This window comes from Brucella tritici, from assembly GCF_902825325.1.
Lineage (GTDB): Bacteria > Pseudomonadota > Alphaproteobacteria > Rhizobiales > Rhizobiaceae > Brucella.
In genome coordinates this window covers 74,896-95,559 of sequence record NZ_CADEAR010000012.1, presented here as the reverse complement: position 1 = coordinate 95,559, position 20,664 = coordinate 74,896, and the positions used below count along the sequence as shown (strand labels likewise).

Below are 20,664 nucleotides of genomic sequence, written 5' to 3'. Positions count from 1 at the left end.
AGGCGAAGATCAGAAATCGCCTTTGGTGGCATAGTCACTGGAGAGTGCGATCGCATTACGACGATCTGCTTCACCGGCAATCGAGAATGCCTGTTCCTGCATATCGCGTATCCATGGGCAATCCTCGGTCGGGCAGCGCTCGAATGCCGCCGTCATCATGGCAAGGCCGCGAACGGTCTTGCCTGCCTGAAACAGCATATTGCCAAGCATGGCCTGTGCACCGGCATTGCCTTTCTTGGCGGCAAGCTGGAACCAGCGTGCGGCCTGCACGGAATTGCGTTCTCCGCCGTCGCCATCGAGCAGCATCTTGCCAAGCTCGAACTGGGCCGCTGAATCACCGAAATTGGATGCGGCCTGCACATAGAGATTGCGCGCCATGCCCGGATTTGCATTGACCGGCGAGCCCGGAATGCCGCGCTTCACATAACCTGCAAGCGCCACGAGAGCGTCAGCCACATAAGAGTCGTTTTCCGACCCCGGTTCCGAGCCCTCGCGAACGATCTTTTCGAAAATCTTGTAGGCTTCGTAATCGTTTTCCGGCACGCCATCGCCATCGGCATACATGCGGGCCAGTTTCCACTTTGCGCCCTGATGGCCGCGATCCGCAGCATAGCGCAGCGCCTTGATCGCCTCGTCCTTGTGACCGTTCTTGTATGCGGAGAAGCCGAACTTGAAGAGTTCAAACGGGCTTCTCGACTTTTCGGAATCGTCATTAAGGTCGAAAGCAAAGGCGCTATTACAGGCAATGGCCAAACCGAGAGCCATAGCAAGGGCGCTATATGAAAAACTGCGGATACGCATCACAACGCTGGTCTTTCACACTCAGTGGAGGAAACATTCATAGGGGACAGAATGCACGCTGTTTTCGTCAAGACTGAGACCCGATCTTGGCCGAAAAAAGCCTTACCATCATTGGAAAGAATAAAGGGCGTACGAACAGGGTTGATCCTGTTCCCAATCCGTTTGCCGTGCAACAACGCGCCCTTCGTCATTCCTGCCTATCCTGCTGGAGCTTGATAGCTCTCAATACTTTGGTGGCTTCTGCCTTTCCATGATCGGTGACGCCTGTTTGTGGCGGGAAATGGGCAAAATGTGCCTGAGCTCTTTCTAACCTAAAGCAACGGTAAAGACTGTTGCTAATTGACAACAAACTGACTGTTGTTCCGATCAACAATCTGCTCTTGTTGACGCAAAGGATAAGAGTTCGCAGTCTGCCGCAAAATCAGAGACGCTAGGGAATCGGGAAGCCACCTATGAGCAAATACCGTCGTCCTTACAGACGTCCCTACCGGTCTGCCCGCAAAAGCAATAGTATAAGTTTTCGCGGCATCTTATTGACTCTATTGCTTTTTTCAATTCTCGTTACACTCATCGTCTACCTGCCGATGCCATCCGCTCCAAAAGAAGCATTGAACGGTTCGGTCTATGTGATCGACGGCGACACCGTGGTCCTTGGCAAGAAACATATACGTCTCAAGGGTATCGATGCGCCGGAGATGCAACAGCAATGTGTGCGAGCCGGAAGCACTTACGATTGCGGCAGAGAAGCTCGCAACATATTGCGAGGCAGAATCGGCAGGTCCTCGATTCGGTGCGAGACGGAAGGACGAGATCAGTATAGCCGTGATCTGGCGCGCTGTTATCTCGGTGAAACCGATCTCAACCGCTGGATGGTTGAGCAGGGCTGGGCCGTTTCCTATGGCGATTATCAGCGCGAGGAAAGAGACGCCCGCAGCAACCGGCGCGGCATATGGGCCGGGCAGTTCGAGCAGCCATCCCGATGGCGCAAGGAACATCGCAATGAGGAAACTGTACAGCAATCGGACAGCAAATCGCTGTTGGCTGTAATCAGCGATGCCATTACCTATATAAGGGAGCATATTCGGACTTTTATTGAAATGATCCTGCCCCGAAACTGATGGAATTCGCTGATACAATTCATGGAAAAGCTGGACGAACTCAGCCGCTCGATCCGGGCCTGTCGTATCTGTCGCGACACACCAGAATTTCTGCCGCCCTTGCCGCATGAGCCCAATCCCGTCTGCATCGTCTCGGATACAGCGAGAATTGCCATTTGCGGTCAGGCTCCCGGCATTCGCGTGCACAACACTTCCCTGCCGTTCAACGATCCGTCCGGGGATCGCCTGCGGCAATGGCTCGGCGTGTCGCGCGAGGAATTTTATGATCCATCACGCTTTGCCATCGTCCCGATGGGCTTCTGCTTTCCCGGCTATGACAAGCATGGTGGTGATCTTCCGCCGCGCCGCGAATGTCGGCAGACCTGGCATGACCGTGTTTTCGCGGCAATGCCGCAACTGGAATTCGTGCTGGTGGTCGGACAATACGCCCTGGCCTATCACCTGCCCGGCTATCGGGGCCGTAATCTCACTGAAACCGTCAGGAACTGGCGGCATTTCATCGAAACACCCAATCAGGCGGGTCGAATCGCCCTGCCCTTGCCGCACCCATCCTGGCGCAACAGTGGGTGGCTCAAGCGAAATCCATGGTTTGATGCTGAAGTTGTGCCTGTTCTTCAGGCAAAAGTGCGAGACCTCATCCAAGACGATAAATAATTTTTATTCCATTCGTTTTCATCAGAATATTTTTCCTGTAACTTCGGATCATTGCGAACCATAAGGTATGACGTTTCACCTATTCGCACAGTTCGGGAAACGATTTCTAAAACCGGGAACGGAAACGCATGGACAGGCTCGACAGGAAGATACTGCGCTTATTGCAGGAAGACGCGACACTTGCAGTGGCAGACGTTGCCAAGAAAGTTGGCCTTTCCACGACGCCATGCTGGCGCCGCATCCAGAAACTCGAAGAAGATGGCGTCATCAAGCGCCGTGTCGCCATTCTCGATCCGATCCGCGTCAATGCGCGGGTGACGGTGTTCGTGTCGGTGCGCACAAGCTCCCACAGCCATGAATGGCTCAAGCGCTTCTCCGAAGTGGTTCAGGAATTCCCTGAAGTCATCGAATTCTACCGCATGAGCGGTGACGTGGATTATTTGCTTCGCGTGGCTGTGCCGGACATCGGCGCTTATGACGCCTTCTATAAGCGCCTCATCAGCAAGATCGAAATTCGCGACGTGTCTTCGTCCTTCGCCATGGAGCAGATCAAGTACACCACCGAACTGCCGCTCGACTACATGGTGCTCGACAAAGATAACAACTAACGCTTTTAAAGCTTTGATTTAAAAGAAAAGCCCGCCAAATGGCGGGCTTTTCGATGATCTCGCGACCATTATTTCGAGCCGGATATTCCAGCCTGTTCGAACGTCGCCATGCCACTATGGCACAGTGCCGCCGCCTTGACGATACCGGCTGCGAGCGCCGCACCTGTGCCTTCGCCAAGGCGCATTCCCATATCAAGAAGCGGTTCCTTGCCCATCTTCTCAAGAAGCTTGCGATGGCCTGGTTCGGCGGAAACATGGCCGAACAGGCAATGATCTATTGCTTCCGGGTTGGCGGCATAGAGAACCGCTGCGGCAGCACTTGCCACAAAACCGTCGACGATGACCGGGATTTTCTCCATGCGCGCGGCCAGAATTGCGCCAGCCATGGCTGCGATTTCGCGACCGCCGAGACGGCTCAACACTTCCAGCGGGTCCTGGAGATGCGCCTGATGGAGAGCGACGGCCTGACGAACGGCGGCAAGCTTGCGCTCAAGCAACTCACCCGTTGAACCCGTGCCCGGCCCGACCCAGTCTTCCGCTGTACCACCGAAGAGCGCCAGCGCAATTGCTGCGGCAATCGTGGTGTTACCGATACCCATTTCGCCGATGCACAAGAGATCGGTTCCACCGGCAATCGCTTCCATGCCGAAAGCCATGGTCGCGGCGCAAGTGCGCTCATCCATGGCAGGTTCTTCGGTAATGTCCCCGGTCGGGTGTTCCAGCGCCAGATCAAAAACCTTCAGCCCGAGATCATTGGCAATGCAGATCTGGTTGATGGCTGCGCCACCGGCAGCAAAATTCTCGACCATCTGCGCCGTGACGCTTGGCGGAAACGGGGTGATGTTCTTGGCCGTAACCCCGTGATTGCCAGCAAACACCGCCACCAGCGGGCGATTGATCTGCGGTGTGCGCTTGCCGGTCCATGCAGCGAGCCATGCCACGATCTCTTCCATGCGTCCGAGCGAACCGGCGGGCTTGGTCAGTGTAGCCTCACGCTCGCGAACGGCCCTTTCCGCTCCCAGGTCGGGACCCGGCAGATTTCGGATCAATTCTCGGAAATCGTCAAAAGGTAGGCCGCTGGCGCTCATAAGTTTAGTCCAATCGATGATGGGAGGTGTAAATTCGTTGGGCTCGTCCTATAAGCACTGACGCGAATTTTCAAATCACCTCTTTGAGTTGAAGCAACATTGAGGCGAATTATCGCGGAAATCCGTTTCGGGAAACAAAGTGGAACAGTCACTTGCAGCGAAATAGTCTCATTGGCGACACGATCCGGAGTCTGGGCTTTCTAAGCCGCCTGCCGCTTCCGCAGAGATGGTTCGAGGATGGTGATGATTCGTTGCCGCGCAATGCCCGTGCCTTTCCGCTCGCAGGAGCGGTGCTGGGCCTGCTGGCAGGCGCTGTGCTTTTCGTGGCCTATAAAATGAACCTCTCGCCCCTTGCCTGCGCGCTGCTCGCAATTGGCACCCTGGCGGCGATGACCGGCGCACTCCATGAAGACGGCCTGGGTGATACTGCTGACGGCTTCTTCGGCGCATCTTCCGTGGATCGCCGGCTGGATATCATGAAAGATTCCCGCATCGGAACTTTCGCGGCGCTGACGCTGATTGTCTTCGTGGGTTTGAAGGCGGCTCTATTGATGGCGATCATCGACCGTGCAGGTGCAGGCTATGCAGCTCTTGCGCTGATCGGCGGCGAAGCGGCAAGCCGCGCAGCCATGCTGGCATTCTGGCACGCTCTGCCCTCCGCGCGTCCCGGCGGGCTGTCCGACAGCGTTGGCCAGCCGCAATGGGAGACCGTTGTTTGCGGTGTCGGGATCGGACTGCTCTTTCTTGTCTTCACGCTCATACCAGCGGGCGGATTTCTCTCGCTCATCAATGCGCTTGTGCTGGCGACTGTTCTGCTTGTCGGCTTTGCCAGACTTTGCATCGCAAAAATCGGCGGACAAACCGGTGACACATTGGGCGCAGCACAGCAGATCGGTGCAGTTGCCGTTCTCGCCGGGCTTGTCATGGCCCTTTGATGCAACCACATTGCATTTCATGGACACGACAACCATTGAATCCCCGTGCATATTGGTTTGCACGATAGATACGGAAACCGGCTTCTGCCTCGGCTGTGCCCGGACGCTAGATGAGATCGCACGCTGGTCCAGCATGAGTGCGGAAGAGCGAATGGCCGTCTGGTCGCTTCTCGCCGACAGGCACGAGATTATTGTAGAAAAGAGAATTGGCTGATGGGGCGCTTTTTCTGGCTCATTATTGCTGCTGTCGCGATTGTTGTCCTGCTGCTGATGTCCAACAATGACAGCGGCTCAACGCTTGGCATGGACAATGACGTGTTTGCCCGCGCAGCCTATCTGGGCATATGGGGCGTCGTGCTTGCTGCCGGTCTGCTAGGCTCCGGGATCAAGCTGACTGACTTTGCGCGCAATATGGCCATGTGGGCCGTGATTATTCTCGGCCTCGTTGCAGGTTATCAGTATCGTTATGAGCTGCAGGACGTCGCGAGCCGGGTCACGGCCGGGCTGATCCCCGGAAGCCCTATTTCAGGCCGTAATGCCGATGGCACTTTAACCGTCACGCTTGCAAAGGCTGCGAATGGTCATTTCGAGGTCAATGGGCGCGTGAACGGTGAACGTGTTCACTTTCTGGTCGATACCGGCGCATCTTCAGTCGTCCTGTCCCAGCAAGATGCAGAGCGCGCAGGCATAGACACGGCTTCGCTCAACTATTCCGTTCCGATCATGACGGCCAATGGTACGGCAAGTGCAGCAGTCATCAACATTGCCACATTGCAGATTGGCGATATCGAGCGCCAGAATGTGCGCGCCATGGTGACCAAGGAAGGCCTGATGACCGGCAGCCTGCTCGGTATGAACTTCCTGCAAACACTCGGCGGATTCACTGTCCGCGGGGACCAGCTTATTCTGATTGATTAGAGCGCAGCCCGAAAAGTGTGAAACGGTTTTCGGATAAGATTCCTGTCAAAACAAATGCTTAGAGCATCAATCTGATCTAATCAGATCGAAACGTGTTCTAAGCAGCTTCTGCTGCCGCTTCAGTCACGACGGCATAGGCCTGACGCAGCACATCACTGTTTGCGCCCGGCTTGGTGGCATCCGTCGAAAGGATTTGCCGCCAGCGCCGTGCACCCGGCTGCCCGGTAAAAAGCCCGACCATATGTCGGCTCACATGCGAAAGCCTGCCGCCTGCTGCGATATGACGATCAGTATAGGCGCACATTTCACCGATGATATCAGCGATCGAGGTAACTGCCTGTCCGCCTCCATAAAGGCGCGCATCCACCTCTGCCAGAATCTCGGGATTATGATAAGCGGCACGACCGAGCATCACCGCATCGGTGGCCTGCAAGTGCTGCTCTGCTTCATCAAGCGTATTGATCCCGCCGTTTATGCCGACGAAAATATCGCCAAGCCGCGCCTTGAGGCGATAGACGCGATCATAGTCGAGCGGTGGAATCTCGCGGTTCTCCTTGGGCGACAATCCTTTCAGCCAGGCCTTACGAGCGTGGACCCAAAGCGCATCAGCACCAGCGTCAAGTGTCAGATCGGCCAAAGTATCGAGTGCAACTTCCACATCCTGATCGTCAACGCCAATACGGCATTTGACGGTAACGGGCACGGAAACGGCCTCTTTCATTGCAGAGACGCAACGCGCCACCACATCCGGGGTCTGCATGAGGCAGGCTCCGAATGTACCTGACTGCACGCGATCCGACGGGCAACCGACATTGAGATTGATTTCGTCATAGCCGTAATCGGCGCCGATGTTCGCAGCTTCTTTCAGCTTCACCGGATCGGAACCGCCTAACTGCAGCGCCACAGGATGTTCAGCGGTGTCGAAACCCAGCAACCGGTCGCGTGGGCCGTGAATGATGGCATCCGCCACGACCATTTCAGTGTAGAGCAATGCATGCCTGGAAAAGAGCCGGTGAAAATACCGGCAATGTCTGTCCGACCAGTCAATCATGGGCGCAACGGCAAAGCGCACATCCGGATAGTTGCGTTTTTTTGATTTTATTTCAGTCATTTATACAACAATCCTGAGAATGCGATTCAGTCGCAATCGGCGCTTTCGGCATTTATTTAAATTCGGAAGGGTGCCAAAAGCCACAATTGATCGAAATGATCAAGTTTCGCCAATATTGCAGTCGCCCCTCAATATAGTGAGCCGAAGCTAATTTTCATACCCGATGCGGGAACAGTATCTGCTCCAAAGACTGTCTTCTCACCCAATAAACATTATGATCGATCACAGAAGCATTCTCCCGATTCTCATCTGCGTAGTTAAAGGAAATTCGACGTGACCTCCTTTTCCCCTTTCGGCAAATCATTCGATGCGTTTCTGTTCGACATGGACGGCACGATATTGAGTTCCATCGAAGCGACCGAACGTGTGTGGAGCGAATGGGCCATACGCCATGGCATTGATCCAGTCACATTCCTGCCGACGATCCATGGTGTCCGGGCAGTTGAAACCGTCCGCCGTCTTGCTCTGCCGGGCGTGGACCCGATCCGCGAGGCGGAGATATTGCTTCAGGCCGAAATGGCGGATCTGGACGGCATTGCACCTATTGACGGCGCATATGACTTCCTCAGTTCATTGCCGCAAGACCGTTGGGCAATCGTGACCTCGGCACCACTTGAACTTGCTACCCGTCGCGTCGCCGCAGCAGGACTGCCGATGCCGAAGACCATCGTTTCTGCCGAAGATGTGGAGCGTGGCAAGCCAAGCCCCGAATGTTTCCAGCTTGGCGCGAAACGACTTGGTTTCGATCCGCATAATTGCCTTGTGTTCGAGGATGCGCCAGCCGGTATCGTTGCAGGAGAAACTGCCGGTGCGAGCGTTGTCGTAGTCACCGCAACGCACCCGCATTCCCCAAAGACATCCCATCTGAGCATTGACAGTTATCGCTCACTGCAGCTCGACATTCTGGATGATGGCAGACTGGCGCTGGAACCGACCACGCCAATCTCGGTAGGTTAGAGCATAATCCGACCGGTGCCAAACGAGGACGATCAAGATTATGCGCTAAATAACCCGCCGTCCCTCTCGCCAGACGGTGCGGATGATCGGAACGTGATCAGCAATCTGCACCCGGACCAGATCAGCCCGCTTGCCGGCAACGATCTCTCCGCGATCATCCAGCCCTACCGCTTTGGCAGGGTTGGCGGAAACCAGACGAATGGCTTGCGGCAGCGAGATGTTTTCGGCGACATCAGCGAGAAAGAACGCCGATTGCATCATGCTGGCCGGAATATAGTCCGACGATATGATGTCGAGATTTCCGGCCTCCGCCAGTTCGCGCGCGGACACATTTCCCGAATGTGAACCGCCGCGTACGACGTTCGGCGCTCCCATAAGCACCGACATCCCGGATTCTTTTGATGCCTTCGCTGCCGTGTGTGTCGTGGGAAATTCCGCGACCCTTATTCCCTGCGCCTTTGCTTCCGCGACATGCTCTGGCGTCGCATCATCGTGGCTTGCCAGAATAACGCCGCGCTGGTGGCACAATTCGGCAATCGCCTTGCGTGTCGGCGCGGAATATTGCTGGGACTGCCCGATACGCCGCTCGCAATAGAGCCGGAATTCTTCTTCCGAGAATTTCAGCTTGCGGATGAAATAGGTCTTGTAGGTTTCGATATCCGTAAACTGCCGCTGCCCCGGCGCGTGATCCATCAGCGACACCAGCCTGACCAGCGCCTGATTGCCAAACTGTTCGAAGGCCGGAAGGCAGTCCGGCGCCGAAACCTCGCAACGCAAATGCAGGAAATGGTCGGCGCGCAGACGGCCCGCATCGCGGCCTTCTGCAATTGCCGACGATAGCTTGCGCATATCGTCAATGCCCGTCTCGGCGTCGTCATCAAAGCCAATGCGCAACGCATCGAAAACGGTCGTTATCCCGGAAGCGGCAATCTGTGCGTCATGCGCCTGCACGGCGGCAATCGGGTTCCAGCGCACCTTCGGGCGCGGCGCATAGTGTCCTTCGAGGTGATCTGTGTGCAGTTCCACCAGTCCGGGTGTCAGGAAGTCGCCTTCCATATCCTCGCCGACACTGGATGCGCCAGCGGAGATATCGGCGATCCTGCCGTCAACAAGCTTCAGGGAACCGAGAACGACATCGTCGGAGAGCACGATGCGGGCATTGCGCAGAACCGTTTCATTTCCCATTGCTTACGGCCTCCCAACCGCTCGTGAGGCCCGAGCAGACGCTATCTTGCCGCCTGTCAGAGGATGCAGCGAATGAATCTCGAAAGGAGCCCCTTTCTCAGGTTCCACGAACAGAGCGAGATTCGCAACCTCTACGGCGTCATCCAGCAGCGGCGTGAAAAATTCGTCCAGCGTCCGCTCCACGCGAGCGCGGTCCTTCTCCTCCACCGGGCCGGTCAGAGTCATATGAAAGCGGAACTCGTCGAAAACATAAGGATAGCCCCAGCGTTCGATATTGTGGCGCTGTGTCTCGCTGAGACGCTCCGGTCGCCGCTTTGCAATTTCCGCCTCGGTGAGCGGTGCGCGAAACCGGTCGAAGGCAACCACAACATCATTGGCAAGCTGGTTCAGCTCGGCAACCGGCTCTTCCGGCACGAGAGCGAAGAACGGGCCAATTGCGTGCAGTTTCAGACGGGGAATAACGACCGGCGATGCCGACGATGCGAAATGCATCAATGCGGAAAGCAGGTCGTTTTCGGTGTGTTCTTCATCCAGCCGGAAGGGAGCCTTCATCGTCGCATGAAAGCCATAACGGCGCGGCTCTTCCGTCAGCTTGGAGATTTCGTCGGTCGCGAGCGAGCGAATCGCTGGCATCTTGACCGGCCCGCCGCTGAACGCATTGCGTCCGAGCCAGTTTGCGGCAACCTTAAGAAGCGCATCACTGGATGGCGGCGTGAAATAAATCGCATAACGCATGTCAAATCCTTAGGCGAGGTTCGCTACACAACGTCAGCAGAACTCCAAAATATCAGGTAATGCATCGTGCTTTTAAAAAGCTATCCCGATTTTGAGGGCGATGCGGTCGGCGGATGCTTACACAATGAATGTGGCAAGTCGATAAAGGCCACATGACAGTACCCACAAACCAATTTTACATAGCGGCAAATTAGTATAGGCGTTAGCCCCATTGGAAGTGAGGAGACTGACATGGGCGGATTTGCGTCTATCGGCGAATGCATGATCGAGCTTTCTGGCAATGAAGGCGATCAATGGCGCATGGGTTTTGCGGGCGATACGCTGAACACTGCCTGGTACATGCGGGCGCTGACGGAAAAATCCTACCCTGTCGAGTACGTTACCGCTTTCGGCGAAGACAGCTTTTCGCAGAAGCAGCGCGTGTTCTTGACGTCGAACGGTATCGGCATCGCGCACAGCCCCATCATCGACGGACTTCACCCCGGCCTTTACGCAATCACGCTTAACGGTGCGGAGCGCTCCTTCACCTATTGGCGGAGCGACGCCGCGGCACGGCGTCTGGCCAGCGACCGCGCAGCCCTGGAAAAAAGCCTGACCGGCCGTGACATCATCTATTTTTCGGGCATTTCGATCGCCATCATCCTGCCTGAGCATCGCGAGACGTTTTTCGACGTCCTGCGGGAATGCCGTGCAGCCGGTTCGCGAATCGCATTCGACCCGAATTTCCGCCACCAGCTCTGGCCAGACCGGAAAGTTGCGCAGGAGATCATCAGCGAAGCCATGCGCATCGCGGATATCGCCCTGCCTACATTCCCCGACGAACAGGCGCTCTTTGGCGACAAGGATGCCAGCACCTGTGCAGATCGCCTTGCCGCACTCGGCGTGAAAGAAATCGTCGTCAAGGACGGCACGGAACCAGCTCTGGTCGTCTCTGGCGATGAAAGGACGCTTGTACCGTCCGTCGTGGCGCAAGCCGTGGACACTACCGGCGCTGGCGACAGTTTTAACGGTGCCTATCTTGCTGCACGTCTGAACGGGCTTTCTCCGGTGGAAGCCGCCCGCAAGGCGCATCTGGTTGCAGCGCGTGTGGTCGAGATACGCGGCGCGCTCGCTCCGATGGAAACCGCACGCGCCGCTTTTGCTGATTGATTATTTTTCGCGTGAAAAGCTGAAATGGCTGGTCTGGGCGTAAATCTCGCCCGGACGTAATATTGCCTGCGGGAAATAGGAATATTCCAGCGATCCCGGCCAGACCTGCGGCTCAAGGCAGAATCCTGCATGTTTTCCGTAGGGCTTGCCCATCAGGCCAATACAGTCATTGGCCATGGTATTGCCTGCATAGAACTGAACACCCGGCTCCGTCGTGGAAACGTCGAGGCGAATACCGGAACGAGCGCCCTTGACCGACGCGCATGGGCGTAATGGTCCCCGCGCTGCGGTCATGCAGAAATTGCTGTCATATTCGACCTGACTGCCGTTTTCCTCGAAGCGAATCGGACGGAATTCCCGGAAATCATATGGCGTTTCTTTGACCGGCAGAACGCGTCCGTCCGGAATGAGAGCGTCGTCGACGGGCATATAGGCATCGGCTTCGATCTTGAGCTGATGATCGAGGATATCGCCCTCGCCGCCATCATCCAGATTGAAGTAGCTGTGATGTAGCAAATTACAGACCGTTGGCTTGTCGGTCACTGCCTCCAGCCGCACGATGAGCGTCCCATCGCCTGTGAGCATATAGGTGCAGCTTACATTCAGGTTGCCGGGAAAGCCCATCTCTCCGTCAGGCGCCACTGTCGCAAGCGTCACGAAATCCGGACCGTTTCCGGTGATCTTCCAGACACGGTTGCCAAGCCCCTTGCTGCCGCCGTGCAGGTTATGAATCCCCTGAAAATTCGGCTCCACCTCGTAGGTCGTTCCGTCCAGATCAAACCGGGCGTTGCGGATGCGATTGGCCGAACGACCTGCAATCGCGCCCAGATGCGGTGAATGGGCCGGATAGTCGGCAAAGTCGCGATAGCCGATCACCAATGGAGCCGCATGGCCCTCCATGCGCAGATCCTGAATGGCCGCGCCCCAATTTATGATCCTGGCCGTCAGCGGGCCGTTGGAGATCGTGAGCCGGTGAACCGCCTGCCCGTCCGGTGCATATCCAAAGATTTCCGAATTCACTTTTGCCTGCCTGTACATGATGCAGCGATGAGATGCTCATGAAGCCGTATCATTGTGCGGGACGCAAGATACATCGTGATCAAATAATGATTTTTAGCCAATCCTGATCGAGCCCACGAACAAGTAGTTTTCACACTATTTTCTTTGCAAGAACCAATGATATTCTGGGTCATAAATTGCTGATTATTATCACGAAATACTAAATTAGAGGCTTTTCAATGAAATCGAATTTCCAGAAAGTCATGCCTTATATTTTTAGTGAAGAAGGCGGATACGCAGACAATCCTGCCGATCCCGGCGGTGCGACCAATATGGGTATCACCATCGCAACCCTGTCTGCGTGGGACGGACATCAGGCGTCGCCTGAAGATATACGGGAAATGACACAGGCAACTGCGACTGAAATCTATCAGGCGCAATTCTGGAACAAGATCGACGGAGATAATCTGCCCTCCGGCATTGACTACGCCCTGTTCGATTTTTCGGTCAATTCAGGTCCAGCACGCGCGGCAAGGATGCTGCAAGGCATTCTGGATATGCCCGAAGACGGGATAATTGGCGCACAGACGGTTGAAGCCGCCAATATGCGGTCCGCTGAAGAGGTCATCGATGCATTGTGCGACGCACGCGCATCCTGGCTGCAAGGCTTGTCCACAGCATCGACCTTTGGAAAAGGCTGGCTTGCCCGCGTCGAGCGCGTGCGTTCTCGTGCTCTGGCGCTCGCCGCAAAGTCGCCAGTCACCCACATGGCAGAACCGGTGAAGGATATCGCACCCAAGGCCCGTCAGAGCGACATTGCCGTCACATCTGTTTTGAAGCATCCGGAAGCTTTGGGGACAATGGGGAGCGTGGCATCGGGTGTGGTGGCAATTGCATCGGGGAATAGCCCAGTGCAATACGCTCTGGCAATTGTGATGATTGCTTGTGCTGTGGTTGGTCTTTGGTACTTTGTCAGGCGGGTCAGAAACGAACCTTGAGCCTGCCGCAACAACTCAGTTTTGAGAATATTTCCAAAACTAGTGGATTGAATTTTACGTTTGATACCCGTCCGATATGAATCCCGTTTCAAACGTCAAAATCGAAAAATCCACTAGATTCATAAAGTTACTAGTGGTCTTTTTGCTTCCGACATTTGCTCAGCGCTCATATCCGAGGGATGCAAATGTCGGAATCAGACCACTAGAGTTTGTCTTTATGTTGCGCTTCGCGCGTTGCGCGCCTTATATGCGCTTTTGAAAGCTCGGTGCTTATGAAAGTAATATGACTTTCCCTATCACCGGAAAAACGCTAGATACGCGCAAACAGTCAGATGCGTGCCAACTGTGGCACCGCCATGAATAAAGGAATCGAAACTTGTCCTCTACTTTTGACAAAGTCGCCGACATCATCGCCGAAACCAGTGAAATCGACCGTGACACCATCACGCCAGATAGCCACACCATCGACGATCTGGGCATCGACAGCCTCGACTTCCTCGACATCGTCTTCGCTATCGACAAGGCTTTCGGCATCAAGATTCCGCTTGAGCAGTGGACCCAGGAAGTCAACGAAGGCAAGGTTCCAACCGAAGAATATTTCGTGCTCAAGAATCTCTGCGCGAAAATCGACGAGCTGGTTGCAGCCAAAAAAGGCTGACCCGGCACATTATATGGCGGTATTGAGGGGTGGACAGAAATGTTCGCCCTGATTCCGTTTCTGGTAGTGCGAACTTTTCGCTTGTCAGAGCAGTCTCAGCATCGACGGACAAACGGGACCCATGCAGAACAATAAAGTCGTCATCACAGGTATCGGCATCATCTCCTCGCTTGGCGAAGGGGTCGATGTGCATTGGAACGCTTTCTCTAAGGCTGGCACTGAACCGCGCCTCGAAAAGGAAGCCTTTGCACCCTACACTGTTCATCCATTGGGTGAAGTGGACTGGAGCCTGCAGATTCCAAAGCGTGGCGATCAGCGCCAGATGGAAACCTGGCAGCGCCTTGGCACCTATGCCGCGGGGCTTGCTCTGCAAGATGCAGGCATGAAGGACGACGAGGCGCTTTGCGCGACCATGGATATGGTCGTGGGTGCCGGTGGCGGCGAACGCGATATCACCGTCGATATGCAGATTCTGGATGAAGGCCGCACCCGTAACGATCGCGGCGTCATGCTGAACGAGAAACTCTCGACCGAATTGCGCCCGACGCTGTTTCTGGCCCAGCTCTCCAACCTGCTCGCAGGCAATATTTCGATCGTCCACAAGGTGACCGGTTCTTCGCGCACCTTCATGGGCGAAGAAGGTTCCGGCCTTTCGGCCATCGAGACCGCAGCCGCGCGCATCCGCACCGGTCAGAGCACCCATGCGCTGGTCGGTGGCTCCTACAATGCCGAACATTTCGACATGATTCTCGGTCACGAGCTTGGCGGATTGCTCAAGCATGATGGCTGGGCTTCGCTCTGGCAGCGTGATGGTTCTGCAGGCGGCGGCATGGTTTCCGGTTCCGGCGGCGTATTCCTTGTTCTGGAAAGCGCTGACCACGCGGCCAAGCGCGGCGCGCGCGCCTATGCGGAAGTGACCGGCATCGAAAGTGCGCAGATTCGACGCGAAAGTGCCGACCTCGCCAACACGATCCGCGAACTCATCCTTGCAGCCAATGGCGGCAAGGACCCGTCCTACGTTGTTTCGGGTGCTTCCGGCGCCCATGAAGCGACCGATGCGGAGAAAACAGCACTGGACGGTCTGTCGGCAACCTATCGCGGCATTTCCGGCCTGACCGGTCATATGCGCGAAGCGCAGTTCCCGCTGGCAGTGGCACTTGCAGCCATATCTGTCTGGAAGGGCGAGGCTTTTGCACCGCTGGATGCATCCGAAAAGGATGCCGTAGGCCCGATCAGCGAAGCAATTGTCACCGTAGTTGGCGCTACACGTGCCGAAGGCGCAGCAAAGCTGGTGAGAGTATAAGATGACGAAATATACAGACCATCTCGGCCGTCCCATTGTCGCCATTACCGGCGCTGGCGTGGTTTCCTCGCTCGGTCAGGGCAAGGAAGACAACTGGGCTGCGTTGACCGGCGGGAAATCGGGTATCCATGCCATCACCCGCTTTCCAACCGACAATCTCAATACGCGCTTTTCTGGAACAGTCGATTTCCTGGCCGAAAGCGATGTAGGTGCATCGGCACTCTCGGAAGCGCTGGCCCGGCTCGCCGGTGAAGAAGCCCTCGCACAATCCGGCCTTTCGTCTACCGATTTCGGCGGTCCGCTTTTTCTGGCAGCTCCTCCGGTCGAACTGGACTGGAAAAGCCGGTTTGCGCTTGATGCAACCGTGAAGAATGAAGGCCCGGCAAGCTATCAGCTTCTGCTGGAAGCCTGCCGTCGTGCGCGTCAGGATGACCTCTTCAACACGACCCAGTTCGGCTATATCGCAGAACGCCTGTCGGAAGCTTTCGGCACACGCGGCCTGCCGATCACGCTTTCAACCGCTTGTGCTTCGGGTGCGACGGCGATCCAGCTTGGTGTCGAAGCCATCCGTCGCGGCGAAAGTGATCGCGTTCTTTCCATCGGAACTGACGGTTCCGTCTCTGCCGAAGCCCTGATCCGCTTCTCGCTGCTATCGGCCCTTTCCACGCAGAACGACAAGCCGGAAAAGGCTTCCAAGCCATTCTCCAAGGACCGCGACGGCTTTGCCATGTCGGAAGGTTCCGGTGCGCTGGTGATGGAATCACTCGAAAGCGCCGTAGCACGCGGCGCCAAGGTTCTGGGCATTCTCGCCGGTTGTGGCGAAAAGGCTGATGATTTCCATCGCACACGCTCCAAGCCGGATGCCTCGCCTGCCATCGGCACGGTGCGCGCTGCGCTGGCCGATGCCGGTCTGACCGAAGAGCAGATTTCCTATATCAACGCCCACGGCACCTCGACGCCCGAAAACGACAAGATGGAATATCTGGCGCTTTCGACCGTATTCGGCGACAGGCTTGCCTCCATTCCGGTTTCGTCCAACAAGTCGATGATCGGCCATACGCTGACCGCTGCGGGTGCCATTGAAGCCGTCTTCTCGCTTCTGACGATCCAGACAGGCACGCTGCCGCCGACCATCAATTACGACAATCCGGACCCGGCTATTCCGCTTGATGTCGTGCCGAATGTGAAGCGTCAGGCCGAGGTTTCTGCCGTGCTTTCCAACTCGTTCGGTTTCGGCGGACAGAATACGAGCCTTGTTTTGGCGGCAAATCCGAATTAATCGGTCCGGCAAATACGAATTTTCCCATGATCCCGGACGGTTCGCCGTTTCCGGGATTATGTCTTGAAAAGGATTACTTCATGCGCGCCTTGCAGCTTCTCGATGATCGCCGCCTTGAAATTACAGATATCGCACCGCCGCCAGCCCCCGGCATTGGCGAAGTGACAGTGCGGATCAAGGCCGTCGCGCTCAACCACATCGATGTGTGGGGCTGGCGCGGCATGGCGTTTGCCAAGCGCAAGATGCCGCTGGTTATCGGTGCGGAAGCTTCAGGCGTTGTGGATGCCGTCGGTCCGGGCGTTTCCAATCTCTTGCCCGGCCAGCTCGTCTCAATCTATGGCGCGCGCACCTGCGGGCTTTGCCGCGCCTGCCGCGAAGGCCGTGACAATCTGTGCGAGCATGTCGGCGGTGTACATGGTTTCCATCTCGACGGCTTTGCCTGCGAGGCTGTGAACCTGCCTGCCCGCCTGCTCGTTCCGGCACCTCCCAGTGTGGACGCCATCGGCGCCGCCGTCGCGCCTGTAACCTTCGGTACGGTCGAGCATATGCTGTTCGACAATGCCAAGCTGGAGCCCGGTGAAACCGTACTCGTACAGGCTGGCGGTTCCGGCATCGGTTCGGCTGCCATCCAGCTTGCCAAGAAGATGGGCTGCACCGTCATCACCACAGTCGGTTCCGACGACAAGATCGAGAAGGCCAAGGCCCTCGGTGCCGATCATGTCATCAATTACCGTGAAGACCGCTTCGAGGGCGTGGTGCGCAAGCTCACCAAGAAGAAGGGTGTGGACGTGGTGTTCGAGCATGTCGGCGCAGACACATGGGCCGGGTCCATGCTCTGCATGAAGCGCGGCGCGCGTCTCGTCACCTGTGGCTCGACCTCCGGCGTTTCCACGAGCATGAACCTGATGCAGCTCTTCCAGCAGCAGCTCAAGATTCTGGGTTCCTTCGGCTGCCGTATGGAGAATATGGCCGACGCCATGCAGAAAATGGCGCGCGGCATCGTGCATCCGGTCATCGACACTGTGGTCGGCTTCAACGATATCGACACGGCGCTGAAGCGCATGGAAGGCCGCGACGTCTTCGGCAAGATCATTCTCGAGATCGACTGAGTCGCCCACGTCCATGATGTTCAAGCTGAAACTTCTGCTCTTCCGCTGGACCCACAAGCTGAAGCAGTTCAACTACTGGCTCTGGGCGCAGGCCGTCTTTCTGCTGCTTGGCCTGCTGCGCCTTTTCCCGGCAAAGGCAGCGATCAGCTTTTCCGCCAAAGTGGCCCGTCTGGTCGGGCCGCTGACGCCGCGCCACAAGGTTGCCACTGATAATCTGCGTCAGGCCTATCCTGAGAAAACCGACGCGGAAATCGAAGACATCGCCCGCGAAATGTGGGATTCGATGGCGCGCCTCTTCGCGGAATATATCTTCCTCGATGCTGTTTTCGATTTCGATCCCTATTCCACGAAACCGGGACTGGTCGAAGTGGAAGGCATTCCGATTTTCGAACGCCTGCGCGACGAGAAGAAGCCGCATATCTTCCTCACCGCCCATACCGGCAATTTCGAGCTTTTGCCGATCTGCGCCGCAACCTTCGGCCTGAACGTCACAGCCCTCTTCCGTCCGCCGAACAATCCCTATATCGCCGACAAGGTTCTGAAGGCCCGTCGCACCAATATGGGTCATCTGGTGCCGTCGAAAGCCGGTGCGGCATGGTCGCTTGCGCATATCCTCGATGAAGGCGGCAATGTCGGCATGCTGGTGGATCAGAAGTTCCGCCGCGGCGTGCCTTCCTCTTTCTTCAATCGCCCGGTGAAGACCAATCCGCTATTGGCCAAGCTTGCGCGGCAATATGATTGCGACGTCTATCCGGCACGCTGTATCCGCCTGCCCGGCGGACGCTATCGTCTTGAGCTTTATGAACGCATGGAGCTGCCGCGCGACGACAAGGGCGAGATCGATGTGGCTGCAACAGCGCAGCTTCTGAACGATACCGTCGAAACATGGGTACGCGAATATCCCGGTCAGTGGATGTGGTTCCACAAGCGCTGGGGATAGGATTCTTGCCCCTCATGTGTTAGGGGCTGGCCAAAGTTACGGAGATCACATATGCGCCCCATCGCCATCGCCCCGTCCATCCTTTCCGCCGACTTCGCTCGTCTTGGCGAAGAAGTCGATGCCGTGCTGGAAGCCGGTGCCGACTGGGTGCATATCGACGTCATGGATGGGCATTTTGTGCCGAACATCACTTTCGGCCCGCAAGTGGTGAAGGCGATCCGCCCGCGCACCAAGGCATTCTTCGATGCGCATCTGATGATTGCGCCGTGTGATCCCTATCTGGCACCCTTTGCCGATGCCGGTTGCGATCTCATCACAATTCACGCCGAAGCCGGCCCGCACACGCACCGTTCGCTGCAGTCGATCCGCGCTCTCGGCAAAAAGGCCGGTCTGGCGCTTAACCCGGCAACGCCCGTCGAGGCGCTGACCAACGTTATCGAAGATGTCGATCTCGTCCTCGTCATGACCGTCAATCCCGGTTTTGGCGGTCAGAAGTTCATCGCGCCGATGCTCGACAAGATCAAGCGCGTCCGCGAAATGGTTGGCGACCGCCCTATCGATATCGAAGTCGATGGCGGCATCACGCCGGAAACCGCAGGCTCGGTCGTTGCCGCTGGCGCCAACATTCTCGTGGCCGGTTCTGCGGTTTACAAGGGCAATTCGGTCGAGAGCTACCGCGCCAATATCGACGCCATTCGTGCCGCGGCTGAAGCTGCCCGCAATCGTTAAACTTTCACTTTCTACAGGATGCACCCATGATCCCGCGCTACTCCCGGCCTGAAATGGTCGCCATCTGGTCGCCCGAAACGAAGTTCCGCATCTGGTTCGAGATCGAAGCCTATGCCTGCGAGGCGCTGGCGCAACTCGGCGTCATCCCGAAGGAAGCGGCAAAGACCATCTGGGAAAAGGGTAGCGTGGCGCAGTTCGACGTCGCCCGTATCGACGAAATCGAGGCCGTCACGAAGCATGACGTCATTGCCTTCCTGACGCATCTGGCTGAATTCATCGGCCCGGACAGCCGCTTCGTGCATCAGGGCATGACGTCGTCGGACGTACTCGACACCACGCTCAACGTCCAGCTTGTACGCGCTGCCGATCTGCTGCTTGCCGACATGGACCGCGTTCTGGAAGCCCTGAAGAAGCGTGCTTTTGAACACAAGGATACGGTCCGCATCGGCCGCAGCCATGGCATCCACGCAGAACCGACGACGATGGGCCTCACCTTTGCGCGCTTCTATGCCGAGATGGCGCGTGGCCGCGCCCGCCTCGTTGCGGCGCGCGAGGAAATCGCAACCGGCGCTATTTCCGGTGCAGTCGGCACATTCGCCAATATCGACCCGCGTGTGGAAGAATATGTCTGCGCCAAGCTCGGCCTCGAAGCAGAGCCGGTTTCGACGCAGGTGATCCCGCGCGACCGCCATGCAATGTTCTTTGCAACGCTCGGCGTTATTGCCTCTTCGATGGAAAATATCGCCATCGAAATCCGCCACATGCAGCGTACGGAAGTTCTGGAAGCAGAAGAATTCTTCTCGCCGGGCCAGAAGGGTTCGTCCGCCATGCCGCACAAGCGCAATCCGGTTCTGACCGAAAACCTGACCGGTCTCGCCCGTCTGGTGCGCATGTCGGTAACGCCTGCGATGGAAAACGTGGCTCTCTGGCACGAACGCGATATTTCGCATTCCAGCGTCGAACGTGCGATTGGCCCGGACACCACCATCACCCTCGACTTCGCGCTCAACCGTCTGGCTGGCGTGATCGAAAAGCTGGTGATCTATCCGGACAACATGCTCAAGAACATGAACAAGTTCCGCGGTCTCGTGCATTCGCAGCGCGTTCTGCTGGCACTGACGCAGGCAGGCGTGTCGCGTGAAGACGCTTATCGTCTGGTGCAGCGCAATGCCATGAAGGTCTGGGAACAGGGTGCCGACTTCCTTGAGGAACTGCTGGCCGACACAGAAGTGCGCGCGGCTCTTTCCGAAGACCAGATCCGCGAAAAGTTCGATCTTGGCTACCACACCAAGCATGTAGACACGATTTTCAAGCGCGTCTTCGGTTGAGATTTCGGCTCTGACGGCCTGCAAATCGCGTCTTACTGCGCTTCCGGTGCTCACGTACCTCA

At 56.7% G+C, this 20,664-nt stretch carries 22 protein-coding genes; 16 read left to right on the top strand and 6 right to left on the bottom strand.

The features are described 5' to 3' along the window. Positions 1-9: 9 nt before the first annotated feature. A complete protein-coding gene (locus tag HWX93_RS17480; RefSeq protein WP_061346430.1) occupies positions 10-801 on the bottom strand; it encodes a tetratricopeptide repeat protein in 792 nt (263 codons plus the stop codon). 452 nt (positions 802-1,253) lie between these two features. Here HWX93_RS17480 and HWX93_RS17475 point away from each other — a divergent pair, with 452 nt between their 5' ends. The 3 genes from HWX93_RS17475 to HWX93_RS17465 all read left to right on the top strand — a co-directional run bounded on the left by HWX93_RS17475 (position 1,254) and on the right by HWX93_RS17465 (position 3,181). Further along, complete coding sequence (locus tag HWX93_RS17475) at positions 1,254-1,919, top strand: thermonuclease family protein (protein WP_151557386.1); 666 nt, start codon at positions 1,254-1,256, stop codon at positions 1,917-1,919. Positions 1,920-1,931: 12 nt separating this feature from the next. Continuing rightward, positions 1,932-2,573: a uracil-DNA glycosylase family protein gene (locus tag HWX93_RS17470; RefSeq protein WP_151651452.1), complete on the top strand. Its 642-nt coding sequence runs from the start codon at positions 1,932-1,934 to the stop codon at positions 2,571-2,573. 128 nt (positions 2,574-2,701) lie between these two features. Beyond that, entirely contained in the window at positions 2,702-3,181 is a 480-nt protein-coding gene (locus HWX93_RS17465) for an Lrp/AsnC family transcriptional regulator (protein WP_010661230.1), read from the top strand. 68 nt (positions 3,182-3,249) lie between these two features. Here the strand turns inward: HWX93_RS17465 and cobT are convergent, their stop codons facing one another. Beyond that, a complete protein-coding gene (gene cobT, locus HWX93_RS17460; protein WP_151557382.1) occupies positions 3,250-4,269 on the bottom strand; it encodes a nicotinate-nucleotide--dimethylbenzimidazole phosphoribosyltransferase in 1,020 nt (339 codons plus the stop codon). Between the two features lie 152 nt (positions 4,270-4,421). Here cobT and HWX93_RS17455 point away from each other — a divergent pair, with 152 nt between their 5' ends. From HWX93_RS17455 to HWX93_RS17445, 3 genes are read left to right on the top strand one after another with little or no spacing between them, the layout of a single operon-like run. Next, positions 4,422-5,204 (top strand): adenosylcobinamide-GDP ribazoletransferase, encoded by a 783-nt coding sequence (locus HWX93_RS17455; protein WP_151557380.1) that lies wholly within the window; start codon positions 4,422-4,424, stop codon positions 5,202-5,204. A gap of 19 nt (positions 5,205-5,223) precedes the next feature. Beyond that, complete coding sequence (locus tag HWX93_RS17450) at positions 5,224-5,418, top strand: DUF1289 domain-containing protein (protein ID WP_151557378.1); 195 nt, start codon at positions 5,224-5,226, stop codon at positions 5,416-5,418. After that, positions 5,418-6,122: a TIGR02281 family clan AA aspartic protease gene (locus tag HWX93_RS17445; protein ID WP_151557376.1), complete on the top strand. Its 705-nt coding sequence runs from the start codon at positions 5,418-5,420 to the stop codon at positions 6,120-6,122. The genes HWX93_RS17450 and HWX93_RS17445 overlap by 1 nt, the downstream gene beginning before the upstream one ends. 97 nt (positions 6,123-6,219) lie before the next feature. On the opposite strand, the gene dusA is transcribed toward HWX93_RS17445, so the two are convergent. Further along, positions 6,220-7,233 carry a tRNA dihydrouridine(20/20a) synthase DusA gene (gene dusA / locus HWX93_RS17440; RefSeq protein ID WP_151557374.1) on the bottom strand — a complete coding sequence of 338 codons (1,014 nt, stop codon included), beginning with the start codon at positions 7,231-7,233 and terminating at the stop codon, positions 6,220-6,222. Positions 7,234-7,506: 273 nt separating this feature from the next. On the opposite strand from dusA, the gene HWX93_RS17435 reads away from it, so the two are divergent. Then, positions 7,507-8,190: an HAD family hydrolase gene (locus HWX93_RS17435; RefSeq protein ID WP_151557372.1), complete on the top strand. Its 684-nt coding sequence runs from the start codon at positions 7,507-7,509 to the stop codon at positions 8,188-8,190. A gap of 45 nt (positions 8,191-8,235) precedes the next feature. On the opposite strand, the gene HWX93_RS17430 is transcribed toward HWX93_RS17435, so the two are convergent. Next, a complete protein-coding gene (locus tag HWX93_RS17430) occupies positions 8,236-9,375 on the bottom strand; it encodes an alpha-D-ribose 1-methylphosphonate 5-triphosphate diphosphatase (RefSeq protein ID WP_151557370.1) in 1,140 nt (379 codons plus the stop codon). A gap of 3 nt (positions 9,376-9,378) precedes the next feature. Then, complete coding sequence (locus HWX93_RS17425) at positions 9,379-10,110, bottom strand: DUF1045 domain-containing protein (RefSeq protein WP_151557368.1); 732 nt, start codon at positions 10,108-10,110, stop codon at positions 9,379-9,381. A gap of 231 nt (positions 10,111-10,341) precedes the next feature. On the opposite strand from HWX93_RS17425, the gene HWX93_RS17420 reads away from it, so the two are divergent. Next, complete coding sequence (locus HWX93_RS17420) at positions 10,342-11,259, top strand: sugar kinase (RefSeq protein ID WP_151557366.1); 918 nt, start codon at positions 10,342-10,344, stop codon at positions 11,257-11,259. Here HWX93_RS17420 and HWX93_RS17415 read toward each other — a convergent pair whose 3' ends face one another. Then, on the bottom strand, positions 11,260-12,279 hold the full coding sequence (locus HWX93_RS17415) for an aldose epimerase family protein (RefSeq protein WP_151557364.1): 1,020 nt from the start codon (positions 12,277-12,279) through the stop codon (positions 11,260-11,262). Positions 12,280-12,497: 218 nt separating this feature from the next. Between HWX93_RS17415 and HWX93_RS17410 the strand changes: the two genes are divergently transcribed. The 8 genes from HWX93_RS17410 to purB all read left to right on the top strand — a co-directional run bounded on the left by HWX93_RS17410 (position 12,498) and on the right by purB (position 20,602). Beyond that, a complete protein-coding gene (locus HWX93_RS17410) occupies positions 12,498-13,256 on the top strand; it encodes a glycoside hydrolase family 108 protein (protein ID WP_151557362.1) in 759 nt (252 codons plus the stop codon). A 376-nt stretch (positions 13,257-13,632) separates the two neighbouring features. Beyond that, positions 13,633-13,914: an acyl carrier protein gene (locus HWX93_RS17405; protein ID WP_006466638.1), complete on the top strand. Its 282-nt coding sequence runs from the start codon at positions 13,633-13,635 to the stop codon at positions 13,912-13,914. Between the two features lie 121 nt (positions 13,915-14,035). Beyond that, positions 14,036-15,217: a beta-ketoacyl-ACP synthase gene (locus tag HWX93_RS17400; protein ID WP_151557360.1), complete on the top strand. Its 1,182-nt coding sequence runs from the start codon at positions 14,036-14,038 to the stop codon at positions 15,215-15,217. A gap of 1 nt (position 15,218) precedes the next feature. Continuing rightward, positions 15,219-16,496 (top strand): beta-ketoacyl-ACP synthase, encoded by a 1,278-nt coding sequence (locus tag HWX93_RS17395; protein ID WP_151557358.1) that lies wholly within the window; start codon positions 15,219-15,221, stop codon positions 16,494-16,496. 80 nt (positions 16,497-16,576) lie between these two features. Next, the gene (locus HWX93_RS17390) at positions 16,577-17,605 is read left to right on the top strand and encodes a zinc-binding dehydrogenase (RefSeq protein ID WP_176038088.1); all 1,029 of its coding nucleotides are present in this window, start codon (positions 16,577-16,579) and stop codon (positions 17,603-17,605) included. Positions 17,606-17,618: 13 nt separating this feature from the next. After that, positions 17,619-18,545: a lipid A biosynthesis lauroyl acyltransferase gene (locus HWX93_RS17385; RefSeq protein WP_176038083.1), complete on the top strand. Its 927-nt coding sequence runs from the start codon at positions 17,619-17,621 to the stop codon at positions 18,543-18,545. A 51-nt stretch (positions 18,546-18,596) separates the two neighbouring features. Continuing rightward, complete coding sequence (gene rpe / locus HWX93_RS17380) at positions 18,597-19,274, top strand: ribulose-phosphate 3-epimerase (RefSeq protein WP_061345418.1); 678 nt, start codon at positions 18,597-18,599, stop codon at positions 19,272-19,274. A gap of 26 nt (positions 19,275-19,300) precedes the next feature. Beyond that, positions 19,301-20,602: an adenylosuccinate lyase gene (gene purB, locus HWX93_RS17375; protein WP_176038082.1), complete on the top strand. Its 1,302-nt coding sequence runs from the start codon at positions 19,301-19,303 to the stop codon at positions 20,600-20,602. Positions 20,603-20,664: the final 62 nt, after the last annotated feature.